The sequence below is a fragment of the Falsihalocynthiibacter sp. BN13B15 genome (assembly GCF_041205415.1).
GTDB lineage: Bacteria > Pseudomonadota > Alphaproteobacteria > Rhodobacterales > Rhodobacteraceae > Falsihalocynthiibacter > Falsihalocynthiibacter arcticus.
Genome location: NZ_JBGFCE010000003.1, coordinates 83,660 through 98,996, shown reverse-complemented (window position 1 = coordinate 98,996; position 15,337 = coordinate 83,660). Strand labels below are relative to the sequence as shown.

General features: G+C 55.7%; 16 protein-coding genes and 1 tRNA gene. 13 read left to right on the top strand and 4 right to left on the bottom strand.

Annotated elements, in window-relative coordinates; all coding sequences use genetic code 11:
• Positions 1–159 precede the first annotated feature (159 nt).
• The 4 genes from AB9F26_RS05765 (at position 160) to AB9F26_RS05750 (ending at position 4,130) form a co-directional block, all read left to right on the top strand.
• On the top strand, positions 160–963 hold the full coding sequence (locus tag AB9F26_RS05765; protein ID WP_335584887.1) for an isocitrate lyase/phosphoenolpyruvate mutase family protein: 804 nt from the start codon (positions 160–162) through the stop codon (positions 961–963).
• A gap of 24 nt (positions 964–987) precedes the next feature.
• Entirely contained in the window at positions 988–2,370 is a 1,383-nt protein-coding gene (locus tag AB9F26_RS05760; protein WP_335584886.1) for a pyridoxal-dependent decarboxylase, read from the top strand.
• Positions 2,371–2,421: 51 nt separating this feature from the next.
• Complete coding sequence (locus tag AB9F26_RS05755) at positions 2,422–3,309, top strand: TPM domain-containing protein (protein ID WP_335584885.1); 888 nt, start codon at positions 2,422–2,424, stop codon at positions 3,307–3,309.
• A 65-nt stretch (positions 3,310–3,374) separates the two neighbouring features.
• Entirely contained in the window at positions 3,375–4,130 is a 756-nt protein-coding gene (locus AB9F26_RS05750; protein ID WP_335584884.1) for an SDR family NAD(P)-dependent oxidoreductase, read from the top strand.
• 23 nt (positions 4,131–4,153) lie between these two features.
• On the opposite strand, the gene AB9F26_RS05745 is transcribed toward AB9F26_RS05750, so the two are convergent.
• Both AB9F26_RS05745 and AB9F26_RS05740 read right to left on the bottom strand, forming a co-directional pair.
• The gene (locus AB9F26_RS05745) at positions 4,154–5,974 is read right to left on the bottom strand and encodes an ATP-binding cassette domain-containing protein (protein WP_335584883.1); all 1,821 of its coding nucleotides are present in this window, start codon (positions 5,972–5,974) and stop codon (positions 4,154–4,156) included.
• 39 nt (positions 5,975–6,013) lie between these two features.
• Positions 6,014–6,748, bottom strand: coding sequence for a GNAT family N-acyltransferase (locus AB9F26_RS05740; RefSeq protein ID WP_335584882.1), 735 nt, complete (start codon positions 6,746–6,748; stop codon positions 6,014–6,016).
• A 107-nt stretch (positions 6,749–6,855) separates the two neighbouring features.
• On the opposite strand from AB9F26_RS05740, the gene msrB reads away from it, so the two are divergent.
• On the top strand, positions 6,856–7,245 hold the full coding sequence (gene msrB / locus AB9F26_RS05735) for a peptide-methionine (R)-S-oxide reductase MsrB (protein ID WP_369767515.1): 390 nt from the start codon (positions 6,856–6,858) through the stop codon (positions 7,243–7,245).
• 44 nt (positions 7,246–7,289) lie between these two features.
• Here the strand turns inward: msrB and AB9F26_RS05730 are convergent, their stop codons facing one another.
• A complete protein-coding gene (locus AB9F26_RS05730) occupies positions 7,290–7,763 on the bottom strand; it encodes an outer membrane protein assembly factor BamE (protein WP_369767514.1) in 474 nt (157 codons plus the stop codon).
• A gap of 84 nt (positions 7,764–7,847) precedes the next feature.
• Here AB9F26_RS05730 and AB9F26_RS05725 point away from each other — a divergent pair, with 84 nt between their 5' ends.
• From AB9F26_RS05725 to AB9F26_RS05690, 8 genes are all read left to right on the top strand, one after another.
• The gene (locus AB9F26_RS05725) at positions 7,848–8,441 is read left to right on the top strand and encodes a DUF177 domain-containing protein (RefSeq protein ID WP_369756175.1); all 594 of its coding nucleotides are present in this window, start codon (positions 7,848–7,850) and stop codon (positions 8,439–8,441) included.
• Positions 8,442–8,653: 212 nt separating this feature from the next.
• Positions 8,654–8,860 (top strand): 50S ribosomal protein L32, encoded by a 207-nt coding sequence (rpmF, locus tag AB9F26_RS05720; RefSeq protein ID WP_335584878.1) that lies wholly within the window; start codon positions 8,654–8,656, stop codon positions 8,858–8,860.
• Positions 8,861–8,885: 25 nt separating this feature from the next.
• The gene (plsX, locus tag AB9F26_RS05715) at positions 8,886–9,992 is read left to right on the top strand and encodes a phosphate acyltransferase PlsX (protein ID WP_369756174.1); all 1,107 of its coding nucleotides are present in this window, start codon (positions 8,886–8,888) and stop codon (positions 9,990–9,992) included.
• The gene (locus AB9F26_RS05710) at positions 9,989–10,960 is read left to right on the top strand and encodes a beta-ketoacyl-ACP synthase III (RefSeq protein ID WP_039002213.1); all 972 of its coding nucleotides are present in this window, start codon (positions 9,989–9,991) and stop codon (positions 10,958–10,960) included. Before plsX ends, AB9F26_RS05710 begins: the two co-directional genes overlap by 4 nt.
• A 233-nt stretch (positions 10,961–11,193) precedes the next feature.
• Positions 11,194–11,493 carry an integration host factor subunit alpha gene (gene ihfA, locus AB9F26_RS05705; RefSeq protein ID WP_039002211.1) on the top strand — a complete coding sequence of 100 codons (300 nt, stop codon included), beginning with the start codon at positions 11,194–11,196 and terminating at the stop codon, positions 11,491–11,493.
• Between the two features lie 13 nt (positions 11,494–11,506).
• Positions 11,507–13,432, top strand: a complete 1,926-nt coding sequence (locus AB9F26_RS05700) for a MerR family transcriptional regulator (protein ID WP_369767513.1) — start codon at positions 11,507–11,509, stop codon at positions 13,430–13,432.
• Between the two features lie 61 nt (positions 13,433–13,493).
• Positions 13,494–13,570, top strand: a tRNA-Pro gene (locus AB9F26_RS05695).
• Between the two features lie 131 nt (positions 13,571–13,701).
• Positions 13,702–14,778: a 2'-deoxycytidine 5'-triphosphate deaminase gene (locus tag AB9F26_RS05690; RefSeq protein ID WP_335584875.1), complete on the top strand. Its 1,077-nt coding sequence runs from the start codon at positions 13,702–13,704 to the stop codon at positions 14,776–14,778.
• 7 nt (positions 14,779–14,785) lie between these two features.
• Here AB9F26_RS05690 and AB9F26_RS05685 read toward each other — a convergent pair whose 3' ends face one another.
• On the bottom strand, positions 14,786–15,313 hold the full coding sequence (locus AB9F26_RS05685; RefSeq protein ID WP_335584874.1) for an Lrp/AsnC family transcriptional regulator: 528 nt from the start codon (positions 15,311–15,313) through the stop codon (positions 14,786–14,788).
• Between the last annotated feature and the right edge of the window lie 24 nt (positions 15,314–15,337).

Genomic DNA, 15,337 nt, shown 5'->3' with positions numbered 1-15,337 from the left:
GAGAAGACGGCCCGCTTTGATGTTAAGCAGGAATACAAATGCAAATAATGGCGCAAAATTGTCTCATAACGTGGGTGTAGCAAACTGTGCGCCCTCTGCCAAGGCGCTTGACCAGTCAATACCCCTGACCTACCCTCGGCCCACTTTGAGGAGGACCAAATGACAGATCTAGGCCAAACGTTCCGCGCGCTACACCAACGCGGCAATCCCTTTATTCTTGCTAATGCGTGGGATATCGGCAGCGCGAAAATGCTTCAGAACCTCGGCGCGCAAGCTGTCGCGACCTCCTCCGCGGCCCAAGCTTTCACCCTTGGAAAACCCGACGGCGTTACCCGCGACGAGGCCCTCACCCACGCCCAAGACCTCGTTCGCGCGCTGGACATCCCCGTTTCGGGCGATTTTGAGAACGGCTTTGGCGATAGCCCAGACGACGTCGCCGAAACCATCCGTCTTGCGGGCGAAATTGGTCTCGCGGGGGTCTGTATCGAGGATATCGCCCTCCCAAGTGATGCGCCCTATGACGTCGCCCTCGCTACGGAACGGATCAAAGCCGCAGCCTCGGCTGCCCGCGCGTTAAAAAACGACTTTTTCCTCTTGGCCCGCGCCGACGGGATCATGCATGGAGTCTATGATCTCGCCGAAGCCCTCATCCGGATCAAAGCGTTTGAAGACGCCGGTGCCGACAGTCTCTATGTACCCATGCCCGCCTCATGGGACGACCTCGCGACAATCTGTGCCAGCTCCACCTTACCCGTCAACGCGCTTGCGTCCGGTCCCTATGCCCAACGCCGCAAAAGCGAGTTTGCCGCCATCGGTGTCGCGCGCATTTCGCTCGGCTCCTCCCTTGCCCGCGTCACCCATCGTGCGCTTTACGACGCCGCAAACACAATACTGCGGGACGGGGATTTTTCGCCCCTCGCAAATGGAATTTCAAGCGATATTATCGACAACCTCCTCGTTTAAGCGGCTGTAATCGGAAGAAACTATATGAATCACGATGATCTGGCCCATTGGTCAAAAATCGCCGCCGATTGGGCGCGCGACTATCATGCGGGTCTGCGCGACGTCCCTGTACGCCCCAATATAAAACCCGGCTCGATTGCCGCACAACTCCCTGCCAAGGCCCCCGACGGCCCCGAAGATATGAGCACAATTTTCGCGGATTTCGAACGCCTCGTGCCCAGCAACACAACCCACTGGCAACACCCGCGTTTCTTTGCCTATTTCCCCGCCAATGCCTCGCCGGCTTCCATGCTTGCAGAGCAACTCGCCAATGCCATCGCGGGTCAAGCCATGCTCTGGCAAACTGCCCCCGCCGCCAATGAAATCGAGGCCGTGATGATCGGCTGGCTCGCCAATGCGATGGGCCTGCCCGACACGTTCACCGGTACAATCCACGACAGCGCCACCACGACAACCCTGTCGGCGATACTCACCATGCGCGAACGTGCGCTAGATTGGGCGGGCCTCACCGACGGCCTGAGCGGCCAACCCCGCTTGCGCATTTACGCCTCTGCCCAGACCCACAGTTCCGTCGACAAGGCCGTGCGCGTGGCAGGCATCGGCCAAGACAACCTCGTCAAAATCCCCACAACTTCGGATTACGGCATGGACCCCGCGGCGCTTGACGCGGCCATTCGCGCCGACATCGAGGCGGGCCACCTCCCCGCAGGCGTCGTCCTGTGCACGGGCGGCACTTCGATAGGCGCCTGCGATCCCATTGCCGCCTGTATCAAAGTCGCAAAAGCCCACAACCTCTTCGTACATGTCGACGCTGCATGGGCTGGAAGCGCGATGATCTGCGAGGAATTCCGCCCCCTTTGGGAGGGCATTGAAGGCGCGGATTCCATCGTATTCAACCCGCACAAATGGCTCGGGGTCCAATTCGATTGCGCCATCCAGTTCATGCCCAATCCAAGCGAGCAAATCCGCACTCTCGGCCTGCGCCCCGCCTATCTCAACACCCAAGGCCAAGACGAAATCGTCAACTACAACGAATGGACCGTCCCCTTGGGCCGCCGTTTCCGCGCGCTCAAAATTTGGTTTACGCTACGGGCCTATGGCTTAGATGGCTTGCGCGAACGCATCCGCAACCACGTCGCATGGTCACTTGAGGCCCGCGACGCCATCGCGTTGATCCCCGGTTGCCTCCTCACAACCTCGCCGCGGCTGTCCCTTTTCACCTTTTCCTATATCGATGACGTCGAAACAGCCGCCTTACTCGAACGCATCAACGCGGACGGGCGTATCTATCTGACCCAAACCACCCACGACGAGCGCTTTGTGATCCGCGTCCAAGTCGGACAATTCGATTGCACCCGCGATGACGTGATGATGATCCCCACGGTCATCCGTGACCTCATTGCTTGATTTCTATGAAAACGGGTCTAAACTCTGGTTCAACGTGTTTTTGGAGCTGAAATGACCCGTTTGTTAGCCGCTTTGGTCGTTGCCCTCGGCCTCCTTGCTGTCTCCCTCCCCGGCCAAGCCCAAACCCTTCCCGAATATGAAAACCTCTATGTCAATGATTACGCCAACATGCTTTCACCCGAAATTCAAGATACCCTGCGGCGCAAACTCAACTACCTCAGGGAGGACATCGGCACCGAGATGAGCATCCTCACCGTCACTGACATGGCGTCATATGGCGATCGGACGAATATCGCGGATTTTACCACGGCGGTTTTTAACAAATGGGGCATTGGCAAAGCTGAACGAAACGACGGCCTTTTGCTGGTGATCTCCAAAAATGACCGCACCTTCCGCATTGAAGTGGGCAGCGGCTACCCCCCTATATACGACGATATATCCGAGGACATTATCCAATTCTACATCACCCCCGCTTTCAAGGACGGGGATTTTGACGACGGTGTCTTGGATGGTGCGGACAAAATGATCTCGCTGATCGCCTTGCCTTTTAATGGCGGCGAGTTGTCTCCTGAGCGCCCCAAAAATCCAAACGGCATCGCGGATCTGATTTTTTGGGGCATGGCGATATTCTTTGGTGGCAGTGTAGTTGCGGCGGTCCTTGGCCCCAAACTTTCCGGTTTTCAATTCGCACGCAAACCCTGCCCTCAATGTGGGCAAAAAGGCATGGTGAGGAAAATAACCACCCTGCAATCTGCCACAACAAGCGATACGGGTCTGCGTGAAACAAACATCACTTGCCCAAATTGCAGCTATTTTAATGTCACACAATTCATAATTCCACGCGTCTCTGACACAGACGACAACAATAGTTCAGGCTCGGGTGGGTCAAGTTTCGGTGGCGGATGCAGTTCAGGCGGCGGTGCTTCAGGTAAATGGTAAAGGCTTGATTAAAACCGCCCTGGCCTTTATTGAACAAGTGTTCAATTATTTTCTGGGAGGTCGCAATGGACATCACAACGACAAAAGCCATCATCACCGGCGGCGCGTCTGGCTTGGGCGAAGGCTGCGCACGGGCCTTGGCGGCCTCAGGCGCACAGGTCACGATTTTTGACCGCGACGCGACACGCGGCCCCATGGTTGCTGCCGAAATCGGGGCAACATTCGTCGAAGTTGACGTGACCGACGAGGCATCCGTAATGGCAGCCATCGCGCAGGCCAAATCAGCGATGGGCGGCATCACAGCTTGTGTGAATTGCGCGGGAATCGTTACTGGCGCGAGCACGTTGGGAAAAAACGGCCCCTTCCCGCTCGCGGATTTTCAGCGCACCATCGACATCAATCTCGTGGGTACGTTCAACGTTGCGCGCCTCGCCGCCCAAGCCATGGCTGACAACGCCCCAAACGCCGATAATGAGCGTGGCGTTATTATCAACACGGCTTCGGTTGCCGCCTTTGACGGGCAGCGCGGCCAAGCAGCTTATGCGGCGTCCAAAGCGGGAATTGCGGGACTTTCCTTGCCGATGGCCCGCGACTTGGGACGCACGGGTATCCGTGTGATGGCCATCGCGCCGGGCATATTCATGACCCCGATGCTCGAAAGTCTTGGCGAGGAGATCATCGCAGGCCTGTCAAAAGACGTGGTGCATCCCAAGCGATTGGGCACCGCGCATGACTTTGCCCGCCTCGTAGAATTCATCATATCACACCCGTATTTGAACGCGGAAGTAATCCGTCTGGACGGTGGCCTGCGCATGGCCTAGGCGCTTAAAGTTGCAGAGCGGGCCTAAGCCTCGGCCCGTTCCGCAAGTTTCATCCACTCTTCTTCAGCCTTGGCCAAAGCATCGTGACGTTCCAAAAGCGCGTCAGTGCCTTTTTGGAATTTTACCGGCTCATCGGTAAACAAATCAGGCGCCGCGAGAAATTCTTCAAGCTTGGTGATCTCGGCCTCAAAGCGCGCAATTTCCTTGGGAAGCGCTTCCAAACGGTGTTGCTCCACAAAGGACAAGCCGTTGGATTTTGCGGCTGACTTGCTCGCGGAGGCGTTTTTCGAACCGCCCGATCCCGAAGATTTTGCGACGGGTGCAGCCTTTGCCTCTTCTTGACGCTGGGCGCGATAATCGCTCCATCCGCCAGCATAAGCGACGGCGTTACCGTTGCCTTCCATGGCGATGGTTGTTTGGGTCACGCGGTCCAGAAAATCACGGTCGTGGCTGACCAAAAGCACGGTACCGTCGTATTCGCCGATCAAATCTTGCAACAAGTCGAGGGTTTCGACGTCGAGGTCGTTGGTTGGCTCGTCGAGCACCAGAAGGTTGCTTTCACGCGCCATGATTTTCGCTAGCAAAAGACGCGCCTTCTCGCCACCCGAAAGGGAGGACACAGGCGCGCGGGCGCGGGTTTCGTCAAAGAGGAAATCCTTGAGATAACCGATAACATGACGCGGTACGCCACGCACGCTGACTTGGTCGGCTTTGCCCGAAACACGCATATCGGGATCGCCCGTCAGGCTGTCCCAAAGGGTCATATTCGGATCAAGTTGCGACCGATTTTGGTCAAAAACAACGGTTTGAAGTTTGGTGCCGCGTTTTACTGTGCCGCTATCGGCCTCAATGTCGCCAATCAGGATTTTGAGCAACGTGGTTTTGCCAACGCCGTTCGGTCCCACAAAAGCCACGCGATCGCCACGGGCAATTTTGATCGAAAAATCGCTGAGAATCTGTTTGTCATCATAGCGCATCGTCAGGTTTTCGGCTTCGATCACCTTGCGGCCCGATTGCGGACTGGCATCAAAGGCCATCGCGGCCGCACCTTGACGTTTAACTTGTCCGGAACGTTGTTCTTTGAGGTCCCCTAAAGCACGAAGACGGCCTTGGTTACGCGTGCGACGCGCCGAAATACCTTCAACGGCCCATTTGGCCTCGGATTTAATCAGACGATTTAATTTGTGGCGCTGCGAGTCTTCGTCTTCCCACGTTTTATCACGCCACCCCTCAAAAGCTTCGAATCCTTCTTCCAGACGACGCACTTTGCCACGGTCCACCCAGAGGGTCGCGCGGGTCAGGGCATTGAGGAAGGCACGGTCGTGCGAGATCAGAATGAAGCCCGCGCGGGTGGAACGTAATTGATCTTCGAGCCACGCAATGGCTTCGATATCGAGGTGGTTTGTCGGCTCATCGAGCAGCATAAGTTGCGGCTCTTCGGCCAGCAATTTTGCGAGGGCGGCACGGCGTTTCTCGCCGCCAGAAGCCGCAGAAATCAGGGTTTCAGGCTTAAATTTAAGGCCTTCGGCGACCATATCGACCTTATAGGATTCGATAGGGTCAAGTTCACTGGAAGCGAAATCGCCGAGCGTTTCGAAGCCACTTAAATCGGGGTCCTGCTCCATATAGCCAACTCGAACGCCGGGCGACACGATGCGCGCGCCATTATCGGGTTCGATCAACCCCGCCATCACCTTCATCAAGGTTGATTTGCCCGATCCGTTGCGGCCAACAAGGGCCACACGGTCGGCGGGTTGCACCACCAAACTAAGGTCTGAAAACAAGGGATCTCCGCCGAATCCGAGCGAAATATCCGTGAGCTGAAGAAGAGGTATACGTGCCATCAGAGTGCGCTAAACGCCTACCGCGCAAACGTCAAGCACTTAGCCCATGACCGCGCGAAGTAGTCGTTTTCGCGCCGGTGGGATTGCGCCGATTTCAATGCCGGTAAAAACATGCAGCGTGTTCATTTGACGATCCACCACCGCATGATCCGACACCCAGCCCCCCATCATCAGATAGGTTTTGAGCAACGGCGGCATTACCCGCATTGCGTTTTGCGCATTCGGTTTGCGCCGCAATCGTTGGGCAAACTTAAACACCGTCGGCGCTTTTATTTTCGGCAACCAGCGTTTTGGCGCAAGGTGGCGTGCCTTGAGCAAGGCAAAAGCATCTGCATAGGTCGCCGCTTCGACCCCCTTAAAAGACGAGCATCCAAACAGCAATTCCACGCCGCGCGCATCGACATATTGGGTCATAGCGCCCCACGCTACGCGTAAAATATCGGGGTCGCTCAAGTTAGGATCGACACAGAACCGCCCCATCTCGACCATAGGACCACCGAAATCACGCAGGCCCGAAAGCTCGTAATATTGCGCCGAATAGCTGGTGTCGATGTCGGCCCCATTGGGCATATCGAGCATACGAAAACAGCAAACCAGCGCATCTGAGGATACATCCTCGATCAAAACATGCGAGCATCGTTGGTCGTAATCATCCGCGTCCGACCCTGTATCTGGGCCAAAAAACGCCCGGTACCGCAGCGCCTGTGCCAAGGCGACATCGTCTGAAGTCTCGGCCAAACGCGCCCGATATTTTCCGCGGTGAAGATTAAACATAGCACCCCTGTCGATTGCGGCCCTTAAAATAACGAGCACCCCTTTCCATATGGTATACCACTGCTTTACGAAAAAGACGTGACAGGAAATTATTTACGGAGGGTCAAGTGGCTACAATTGAAAAAACGGACGCGGAGTGGCGCGCAATCCTGAGCGATGAAGCTTATAAGGTGACTCGCAAACATGGGACAGAACGCGCGGGCAGCCACGACAACTTCCCCAAAGACGCGGGCGTATTCCGCTGTATCTGTTGTGATTCTGCCCTGTTCGATCAGGACACCAAGTTTGAATCCGGCACAGGCTGGCCCAGTTTTTTCGCCCCAATTGAAGGCGCGCCCGTGGGCGAAACTGAAGATCGCAAATTATTTATGCGTCGCACAGAAGTTCATTGTGACACCTGCGCGGCCCATTTGGGGCACGTGTTTCCCGACGGGCCAAAACCCACGGGATTGCGCTATTGCTTGAATGGCGTAGCGCTTAAGTTTGAAGCGGATTAAGGCAAAAGGCCGGACCGACGGAACCTGTCGGTCTGGCCTGAACGTTATTGATTTCCGGTCAGCGTACTGCCAGTTAGGTTGCCAAAGCTGCCGAACATTTGCGCCAAGAACCCGACACCCGAGATGCCAGAATCGGTAACACGGCGCGACAAGGCCACGACATTGCCATCTTCAATACCAAAGCGTTCAACATTGGAAACAACGCCTTTGTTGTCAAACCGAATGGCAACAACCTGACGGTCGATTTCCTTTGGCTCGCGATATCCAAAGTTCTTCCAAATGGACTCAACATAGAACCAATCACCATCTTGCAAGAGGCCACGCCCCGAAGGCCGCCCAACCGTGGTTTCAACCGTATCAACGGTATCCACCCCCACAAGGACGTTATCGAGAACTTCTTCGGTCGGAACATAACCGTGCTTCCGGATCACAGGCGAACAGGCTGTAATTGTGAAAACGAGCGCACCAAGGCACACCAATTTTGCCGTTTTCTTGCCTAGGCCTGTATTAATTTGCATTACCACCCTCTTGATCTCTTGGTCCTTGGCTTTTATCCGACATACAGAAGGATGCAAATGTTATCAACAATGGAAGCTCCGAACATGACCAATGACCCAACGCCTCAATCGCCTGCTCTCGCACCTTGGGCACACCCTATGCGCGTCGCGGACTTGGCTCAACGCACCGAAACGAAGTTTTCGATTATTCCCAGCGCGGCTGTTCTGAAGGCGATTGCAGCGGATATTGATGTACTGACCCTCAAGAAAATGCGCTTTGAAGGCAAGCTTTCGGCGCGCGGCAAGACCGACTGGGCCCTTGTGGCCAAGCTCGGTGCGACCGTCACCCAGAATTGCGTGGTAACCCTTGTGCCCGTGAACACGCGGGTCGACGTGCCAGTGCAACGCGTGTTTATTGCCGACCACTCGGTTTTTGAGGGCGAGCCGAATGAAGACGGCGAGATTGAAATGCACACTGACGAAACCCGCGAGCCCCTCCAAGGGGTGATCGATTTGGGGGAGATCATGCTCGAAGCCTTGGCTTTGGCAGTTCCGCTCTATCCGCGGGCCGACGGTGCGGCGCTTGAATCGGCCCAATTTACCGCCCCAGGAACCACACCAATGCAAGATGAAGACGCAAGACCGTTTGCAGGGCTTGCAAATCTTTTAAAAACGGGTGACAAGCCCGATAAGAAATAACGAGCGACAGTGTAAAGATTTGCGAAGGCTCTTCGCGATTCGCGCACCAAGAAAGAATTTGCTTGCACCCTAGTGGAATCGCAGTATGTTCCCGGCCTCATTTACGAGACGGTTGGACATGAGCGACAAGCTCGGGTATGTAGCTCGTGAAGATAACAAACACTGGGGTTTAGCACCTGCTTCTCCCCCCGAATTGACCAAGGTTTTGAGACATGGCTGTCCCTAAGAGTAAGATTACAAAGTCCCGTCGCGGCATGCGCCAATCCCACGATTCTCTGACTGCAGAGAATCCGAACGAATGTGGCAACTGTGGCGAACTGAAACGTCCGCACCATGTTTGTGGCGCGTGTGGTCACTATGCCGATCGTGAAATCATCGCTGTAGCTGCCGACGTCGATTTCGACGAAGACGCAGCTTAAGCGGCGGTTTCGCTGGCTCCTGAGCATGACGATCAACACAAAAGATCTGCAGACTTCGGGGGCTTCGCGCACCATAATTTCGGTTGACGCCATGGGTGGCGATCGTGGACCGGCGGCAGTTGTCGCCGGTATTGGGCTTTCTGCATCAAAAAATCCGGCAATTGGTTTCATCGTTCATGGTGACGCCGAAGTGCTTAAAAAGCTTATCAAAAAGCGCCGCCTCGAATCAGTTTGCGAAATTCGCGACTGTCCGGGCGTCGTCACCATGGATGCCAAGCCGAGCCAAGTTTTGCGAAACGGTAAGGATACTTCCATGTGGTCCACCATCGAAGCCGTCCGAAATGGCGAAGCGACGGTGGCGGTTTCCTGTGGCAACACGGGCGCGTTGATGGCGATTTCAATGATCCGTCTGCGCAAATTGCCGGGTGTGAACCGTCCGGCCATCGCCTGTCTTTGGCCCTCGCTCAGCAAAAGCGGCTTTAATGTCATGCTTGATGTGGGCGCCGATATTCGCGCCGACGAGCGAGATTTGCTGCAATATGCCATGATGGGCGCTTCTTATGCGCGCAACGGGTTGGGTATTGCCCGTCCGCGCATTGGCCTGCTGAACGTCGGCACCGAAGAACACAAAGGCCGCGCAGAACTCAAAGCCGCCAATGATTTAATCGCCAGTCACGCCGAACAAGCAGGGATCGACTATGTCGGATTTGTGGAGGGGGGCGATATTCCGTCGGATCGGGTTGACGTCATTGTCACGGATGGGTTCACCGGAAATATTGCGCTCAAAACTGGCGAAGGCACGGCAAATCTGATTTCACAGCAGTTGCGTGCCGCCTTTAAACATTCGCCCTTGTCGCGCCTCGCTGCCCTATTGGCCCTCACCTCCCTGCGCCGTCTGTCCAAACGGATTGATCCGCGTCGGGTGAATGGCGGGGTGTTTTTGGGCCTGAATGGGACTGTGGTGAAATCCCACGGGTCCGCCGATGAAACCGGAATCGCTGCTGCGATCAAACTCGCCTTTACCCTCGCCGAGATCGGTTTTTCCGACAAACTCGCTGCACGGGTTGCATCCTCTGCCGCCTCGCCGCAAGATGCTCAAGAAATGGGCAATTTGGATGGGAACCAAGAATGACAATACGCGCCGTCGTCTCAGGCGTCGGGCATTATCTGCCCGAACGGATTGTTCCTAACAGCGAACTCGAAACCACCGTAGATACAACCGATGAATGGATTCGCACGCGCTCAGGTATTGAGCGCCGCCATTTTGCCGCCGAGGGGGAAAATACCTCCGATTTAGCGATAAATGCCGCCAATGCCGCGCTCAAAGACGCCGGATTGGTCGCAAACGACATCGACGCCATCATCCTCGCCACCTCCACCGCTGATTTCACCTTTCCATCGGCCGCGACCATGGTGCAAGCGGGCATCGGCATGACGCGCGGCTTTGCCTTTGATGTGCAGGCCGTCTGCGCGGGGTTTGTCTATGCATTGGCCAACGCGAATGCGCTTATAGTCTCCGGCCAAGCCAAACGCGTTTTGGTGATTGGCGCAGAAACCTTTAGCCGCATCCTTGATTTTAGCGACCGTGCAACTTGCGTGTTATTTGGCGACGGTGCGGGCGCTTTGATCCTTGAAGCCCAAGAGGGGTCCGGCGAAAACACCGACCGTGGCATTCTTTCCTGCGATTTGCATTCCGATGGCCGATTCAAAGACCTCCTCTATGTGGATGGCGGCACCTCGACGGGCACCTCTGGCCATCTTCGGATGCAAGGACGTGAACTTTTCCGCCACGCCATCGAAAAACTGGCCGAAACGGCGCATGCCTCCCTCGACAAAGCGGGCCTCGCGGGGGACGACGTCGATTGGATAGTGCCACACCAAGCCAACATTCGCATCATCGCGGGCACTGCCAAGAAAATGAACGTGTCCATGGATCGGGTTGTCGTTACCGTCCAAGATCACGGCAATACGTCGGCGGCCTCCATCCCACTTGCCCTCTCGGTGGGCAAGGCGCGTGGCCAGATCAAACAAGGCGATCTCTTGGTAACTGAGGCCATCGGTGGCGGTTTGGCGTGGGGCTCTGTCGTGCTGCGCTGGTAAGGCGACGTCCGTTCAAAATCCAATTTTTCGCACGCCCAGACCATTTCTCGACATTTATCAACAAATAAATGCCGATAATCTTACTTTTACCTCCTTGCGCAAGTCATTGATATTGACTCGGAATTTTGACCCGCACTATGCTACACGCCAAGCACGCGGGGCGTTTCTGCCAAGTCCCGTCACTTTCGGATTGGCCCGCGTCGGTGCCAATTTCAATCAATCAGGGGGTCATGATGAGTGATAAAACACTAACGCGTATGGATTTAAGCGAAGCAGTCTTTCAAGAAGTCGGCCTAAGCCGCAACGAAAGCGCGCAACTGGTTGAAGGCGTTCTGGACCATATTTCCGACGTTTTGTCTGCGGGCGAGTCTGTTAAAATCTCGTCTTTTGGAACATTTGGTGTCCGCGATAAAGCCGCCCGTATCGGTCGCAACCCAAAAACCGGCGAAGAAGTGCCTATTCAACCGCGCCGCGTTCTAACATTCCGCCCGTCGCACTTGATGAAAGAGCGCGTTTCAAACGGCAATAAATAGGCGCGTCTGACTCATGTCCAAATCACAAGATGCGTTTCGTACCATCTCAGAAGTCGCCGACTGGCTTGAAACGCCAGCCCATGTGTTGCGTTTCTGGGAAAGCCGCTTCACCCAAGTGAAGCCCGTAAAACGTGCGGGCGGTCGGCGCTATTACCGCCCCGCCGACATGGAATTGCTGAGCGGCATTAAAAAGCTTCTGCATGAAGATGGCATGACGATTAAGGGCGTTCAAAAACTATTGCGCGCCGAAGGGATTAAGCATGTCGCGGCACTGGGCTTGCCCATGGATGACTTGGGGATCGACATTCCCCCCGCCCAAACGGAGCGCACAGCAGACGAAATTCTTGAAGCCACGCGCAGCGCGGCAAGTTTTGTGCCGAACCCGGCCCCGCCGGCAGAAGAAATAGCGCCGACAAATCAGGTGATTTCGTTCCCCAAACCACCCGAAGTACCAGACGAGGCACCCGAGGAAATCCCCGACGACGCGCCCGAAGAAATACCGGACGAAACACCGGACACTCCTCCAGAGAATCCTGAGGTTCTACCGGTTCAAACCGTTAACGAGCCGCCGCTCCAAGCTTCCTTCCTAGACGATATTCCCGAGGTTGGATCCGTTTCTGCGCCAGAGGACTCCGTTCCGGATGAGGTTGTTGCGTTGGAACCCGCCTCATTCGACGCTACCGATGATACTTCCAATATCGAGCTGGAAACCGAGTTTGCGGAAGAATCCGAAGGTAACGTCGAAAGCTATGCAGAAGAAGAATCTCTTGTTTCTGAAGTCATCGCCCAAGACCCACCTACCGAACCCGACATGACCACCGCGACCGATGAAGCCGAGGGAATTGACCCTATAGTTCCCGCGTCCCAAGAGCCTGTGGCTTTGCCGCCCGAAATAACGTCCGTCTCACAGCTTTCGCTTCCTGATCCCTCGGAGATTCCCGAAGTTTCGGGCGGGTATTCTGCCTTTCACGCCGATGACCTCGAAGAGGACACGCAAGTATCGGAGCAGAGCGAAACGCCCACTCCGGAACCGCTCCAAACCTCAGATATCGAGGGCACCCCCGAGACGAGTGTTGAAGACAACGTATTCGATGCGGCCTATCCGGAGCCCGATGACTCGCCAAGCGAGGAAGACTTAAACGATCTTGCGGCTCTTGATATTCCCAAATTTGACAGCCCTACTAGTCTTCAGGAAACATCCGTTGAGCCGGAGCCTGAAAACATTCCTTTAGAAGCGTCCTCCGATGAGGGGGAATCCGCAGACCCCGCCACGCACGTCACTTTGGAGACAACGCCCGAATTCTCACCGGAAATTCCGAGTCATGTTGAAAGCGAAGCCACCGAAGATACGCCGGTTGAAGTCACACCCGAACCCACATTTTCCGCGTCACAAGACCCTGAGCAAACTGACGACACTGCGGTTGACGCCATAGAAACATCGAGCTTCCAAGCGGCTTCTGCGCCCCTACCGGAGGACGAAACCACCTTTGATCCTGAACCCGATATTGAAAACGATCCTGAAGCCGCAATGGAAACTGCAGAGGTAACGACAGAGATCGCTCACGGGGATATCACAGACGATTCCGCCGAAGAAGTTACCGAGGGAACAACCGAAAGTGTTCCTATCGAGGAAACCACTCCCGAACCGGAGGAGCAATCTTTGGAACCTGCGGTGGCTCCAATTCACCAAGAAGACGCCACCGCGCCTTCCCAGAACGCCCCTGTGCAAGACAGCGCACCGTCAGACATTCCGAACGAAGCTGACTCGACCGAAGACGATGCACCAGGCGTTGTTGTCACAACATCTCGCCACCGCCTCACGCGACGCGCAGCGCCCTTCTCGGCCGACAAAAAGTCTGAACTGGCGGAACTTACGGCCCGTCTCTCCGCCCTTCGCAAAACCTATGGCACCGTTTCAAAACCCTCTTTGAAAATTTGATGTTCAAGATGGTAATTCTTGCTTGCCCCCACCGCGAAAAACATTATGAAGAGGCACAAGTCGGGCTATGGCGCAGTCTGGTAGCGCGTCCGTCTGGGGGACGGAAGGTCGCAGGTTCGAGTCCTGCTAGCCCGACCAATTTCAAAAACGTCCGCACCTTTCGGGGCTGCGGACGTTTTTGTAAACTCCATATCCGCACACGTCGCGCGGACATCCGTTTTCCACGGTCCTTGACCGCAGCGCGCCGATTGGCAGCATAAGGTAGCTTCATGAACAACCCCGGCGTCCTTCCCAGCCAAGCCCTCGCTGACATGATTGCCCGTGGCGAAATCATCGGTTCACCTGCGATTGATGCAGCACAAATTCAGCCCGCCTCCCTTGATTTACGTCTCGGAACAGTCGCTTACCGTGTTCGCGCCTCGTTTCTGACCGGACATGGCGCGCGCGTTTCCGAGCGTTTGTCTGAGTTTGAAATGCACCGTGTAGACCTCACAAACGGCGCGGTTTTGGAGAAAGGCTGCGTCTATGTTGTTCCCTTGATGGAAAGCCTCGCACTTCCGGATGGCGTCCAAGCGGTGGCCAATGCCAAATCCTCCACAGGCCGCTTAGACTTGCTGACACGCACCATTACGGACGGCGGCACAGAGTTCGATCGCGTCCCCGCAGGCTACACAGGGCCCCTTTACGCTGAAATATGCCCGCGCAGCTTCTCAGTACTTGTCCGCCCCGGTATGCGGCTGAACCAAATTCGGTTTCGCGCCGGACAGGCCGTGATTTCAGATGCCGACCTCACAGTCATGCACGCCGAGCAAGGCTTGGTCTCAGGCGAAGCCGTCATCTCCGAAGGCCTCGGTTTTTCGGTTGACCTCAGTGCGGGCAAAACGGGCCTTGTCGGCTATCGTGCAAAACCCCATACAGGGGTGATCGACCTTGATTTAATCGGCCACTATGACCCAGCCGAATACTGGGAACCCATTCACACGCATGATGAACGCATTATCCTCGACCCCGGCGCGTTCTATATCCTTGTAAGCCGTGAAGCGGTTCACATCCCGCCAGATTGTGCAGCGGAAATGGCCCCCTACCTCGCAATGGTTGGCGAATTTCGCGTCCACTACGCGGGTTTCTTTGACCCCGGATTTGGCCATGATCCCGCCGGTGGCGCAGGAAGCCGTGGCGTTCTCGAAGTGCGATGCCATGAAGCCCCCTTTGTTTTGGAGCACGGGCAAATCGTGGGTCGCCTAGTGTATGAACGTATGTCCGAGGTTCCCAAACAGTTGTATGGGGCCGATATTGCGTCCAACTATCAGGGCCAAGGCCTAAAACTATCCAAACATTTCAAATAGATATTTGTCAGTAAATATTTGGTGTATCCTCAAGCTCGCTTGATATTCCGGCTTGGACGCTGCGCTCGGTATGCGTTGAAAGCGCCACATAGGTCCGTGTGCCGCGCACGCCCTCGGTCGCGTATAGACGCGCAAGCAAGCCTTCCAAGGCTTCCGAACTGGCCACACGCACTTTCATAATAAGACAAGCATCCCCCGTTGAAGAATGAACCTCCTCAACTTCCGGAATGTCGGCGAACTGCATTAACGCGGGCGTCTTTCCCCAGCCTGTGGTGTCGACATGTACAAATGCGAGCAATGGTTTGCCTACGGCTTTTCCATCTAACATGGCGACCGTTCCCCGAATGACGCCACGCGCCCGCAACCGCTTCACGCGCTCATGTACGGCAGGGGCCGAAAGGCCGACGATTCCGCCAAGAGTTGCGAAACTCTGGGTCGCATCGACTGCCAACTCGCCTAATATTCTTCGGTCAACGGGGTCTAGTTCGGCGTTCCTTGAACCATTCCCCTGAATCCTATCTGTATTTTTCGCCATGCTGTCGAATCCCTATCGCCGAAT

Excerpts from the sequence above, each read along its gene's own strand:
- AB9F26_RS05765 (WP_335584887.1), top strand. The coding sequence starts at position 160 with ATGACAGATCTAGGCCAAACGTTCCGCGCGCTACACCAACGCGGCAAT.
- AB9F26_RS05760 (WP_335584886.1), top strand. The coding sequence starts at position 988 with ATGAATCACGATGATCTGGCCCATTGGTCAAAAATCGCCGCCGATTGG.
- AB9F26_RS05755 (WP_335584885.1), top strand. The coding sequence starts at position 2,422 with ATGACCCGTTTGTTAGCCGCTTTGGTCGTTGCCCTCGGCCTCCTTGCT.
- AB9F26_RS05750 (WP_335584884.1), top strand. The coding sequence starts at position 3,375 with ATGGACATCACAACGACAAAAGCCATCATCACCGGCGGCGCGTCTGGC.
- AB9F26_RS05745 (WP_335584883.1), bottom strand. The coding sequence starts at position 5,974 with ATGGCACGTATACCTCTTCTTCAGCTCACGGATATTTCGCTCGGATTC.
- AB9F26_RS05740 (WP_335584882.1), bottom strand. The coding sequence starts at position 6,748 with ATGTTTAATCTTCACCGCGGAAAATATCGGGCGCGTTTGGCCGAGACT.
- AB9F26_RS05730 (WP_369767514.1), bottom strand. The coding sequence starts at position 7,763 with ATGCAAATTAATACAGGCCTAGGCAAGAAAACGGCAAAATTGGTGTGC.
- AB9F26_RS05725 (WP_369756175.1), top strand. The coding sequence starts at position 7,848 with ATGACCAATGACCCAACGCCTCAATCGCCTGCTCTCGCACCTTGGGCA.
- rpmF (WP_335584878.1), top strand. The coding sequence starts at position 8,654 with ATGGCTGTCCCTAAGAGTAAGATTACAAAGTCCCGTCGCGGCATGCGC.
- plsX (WP_369756174.1), top strand. The coding sequence starts at position 8,886 with ATGACGATCAACACAAAAGATCTGCAGACTTCGGGGGCTTCGCGCACC.
- AB9F26_RS05710 (WP_039002213.1), top strand. The coding sequence starts at position 9,989 with ATGACAATACGCGCCGTCGTCTCAGGCGTCGGGCATTATCTGCCCGAA.
- ihfA (WP_039002211.1), top strand. The coding sequence starts at position 11,194 with ATGAGTGATAAAACACTAACGCGTATGGATTTAAGCGAAGCAGTCTTT.
- AB9F26_RS05700 (WP_369767513.1), top strand. The coding sequence starts at position 11,507 with ATGTCCAAATCACAAGATGCGTTTCGTACCATCTCAGAAGTCGCCGAC.
- AB9F26_RS05690 (WP_335584875.1), top strand. The coding sequence starts at position 13,702 with ATGAACAACCCCGGCGTCCTTCCCAGCCAAGCCCTCGCTGACATGATT.
- AB9F26_RS05685 (WP_335584874.1), bottom strand. The coding sequence starts at position 15,313 with ATGGCGAAAAATACAGATAGGATTCAGGGGAATGGTTCAAGGAACGCC.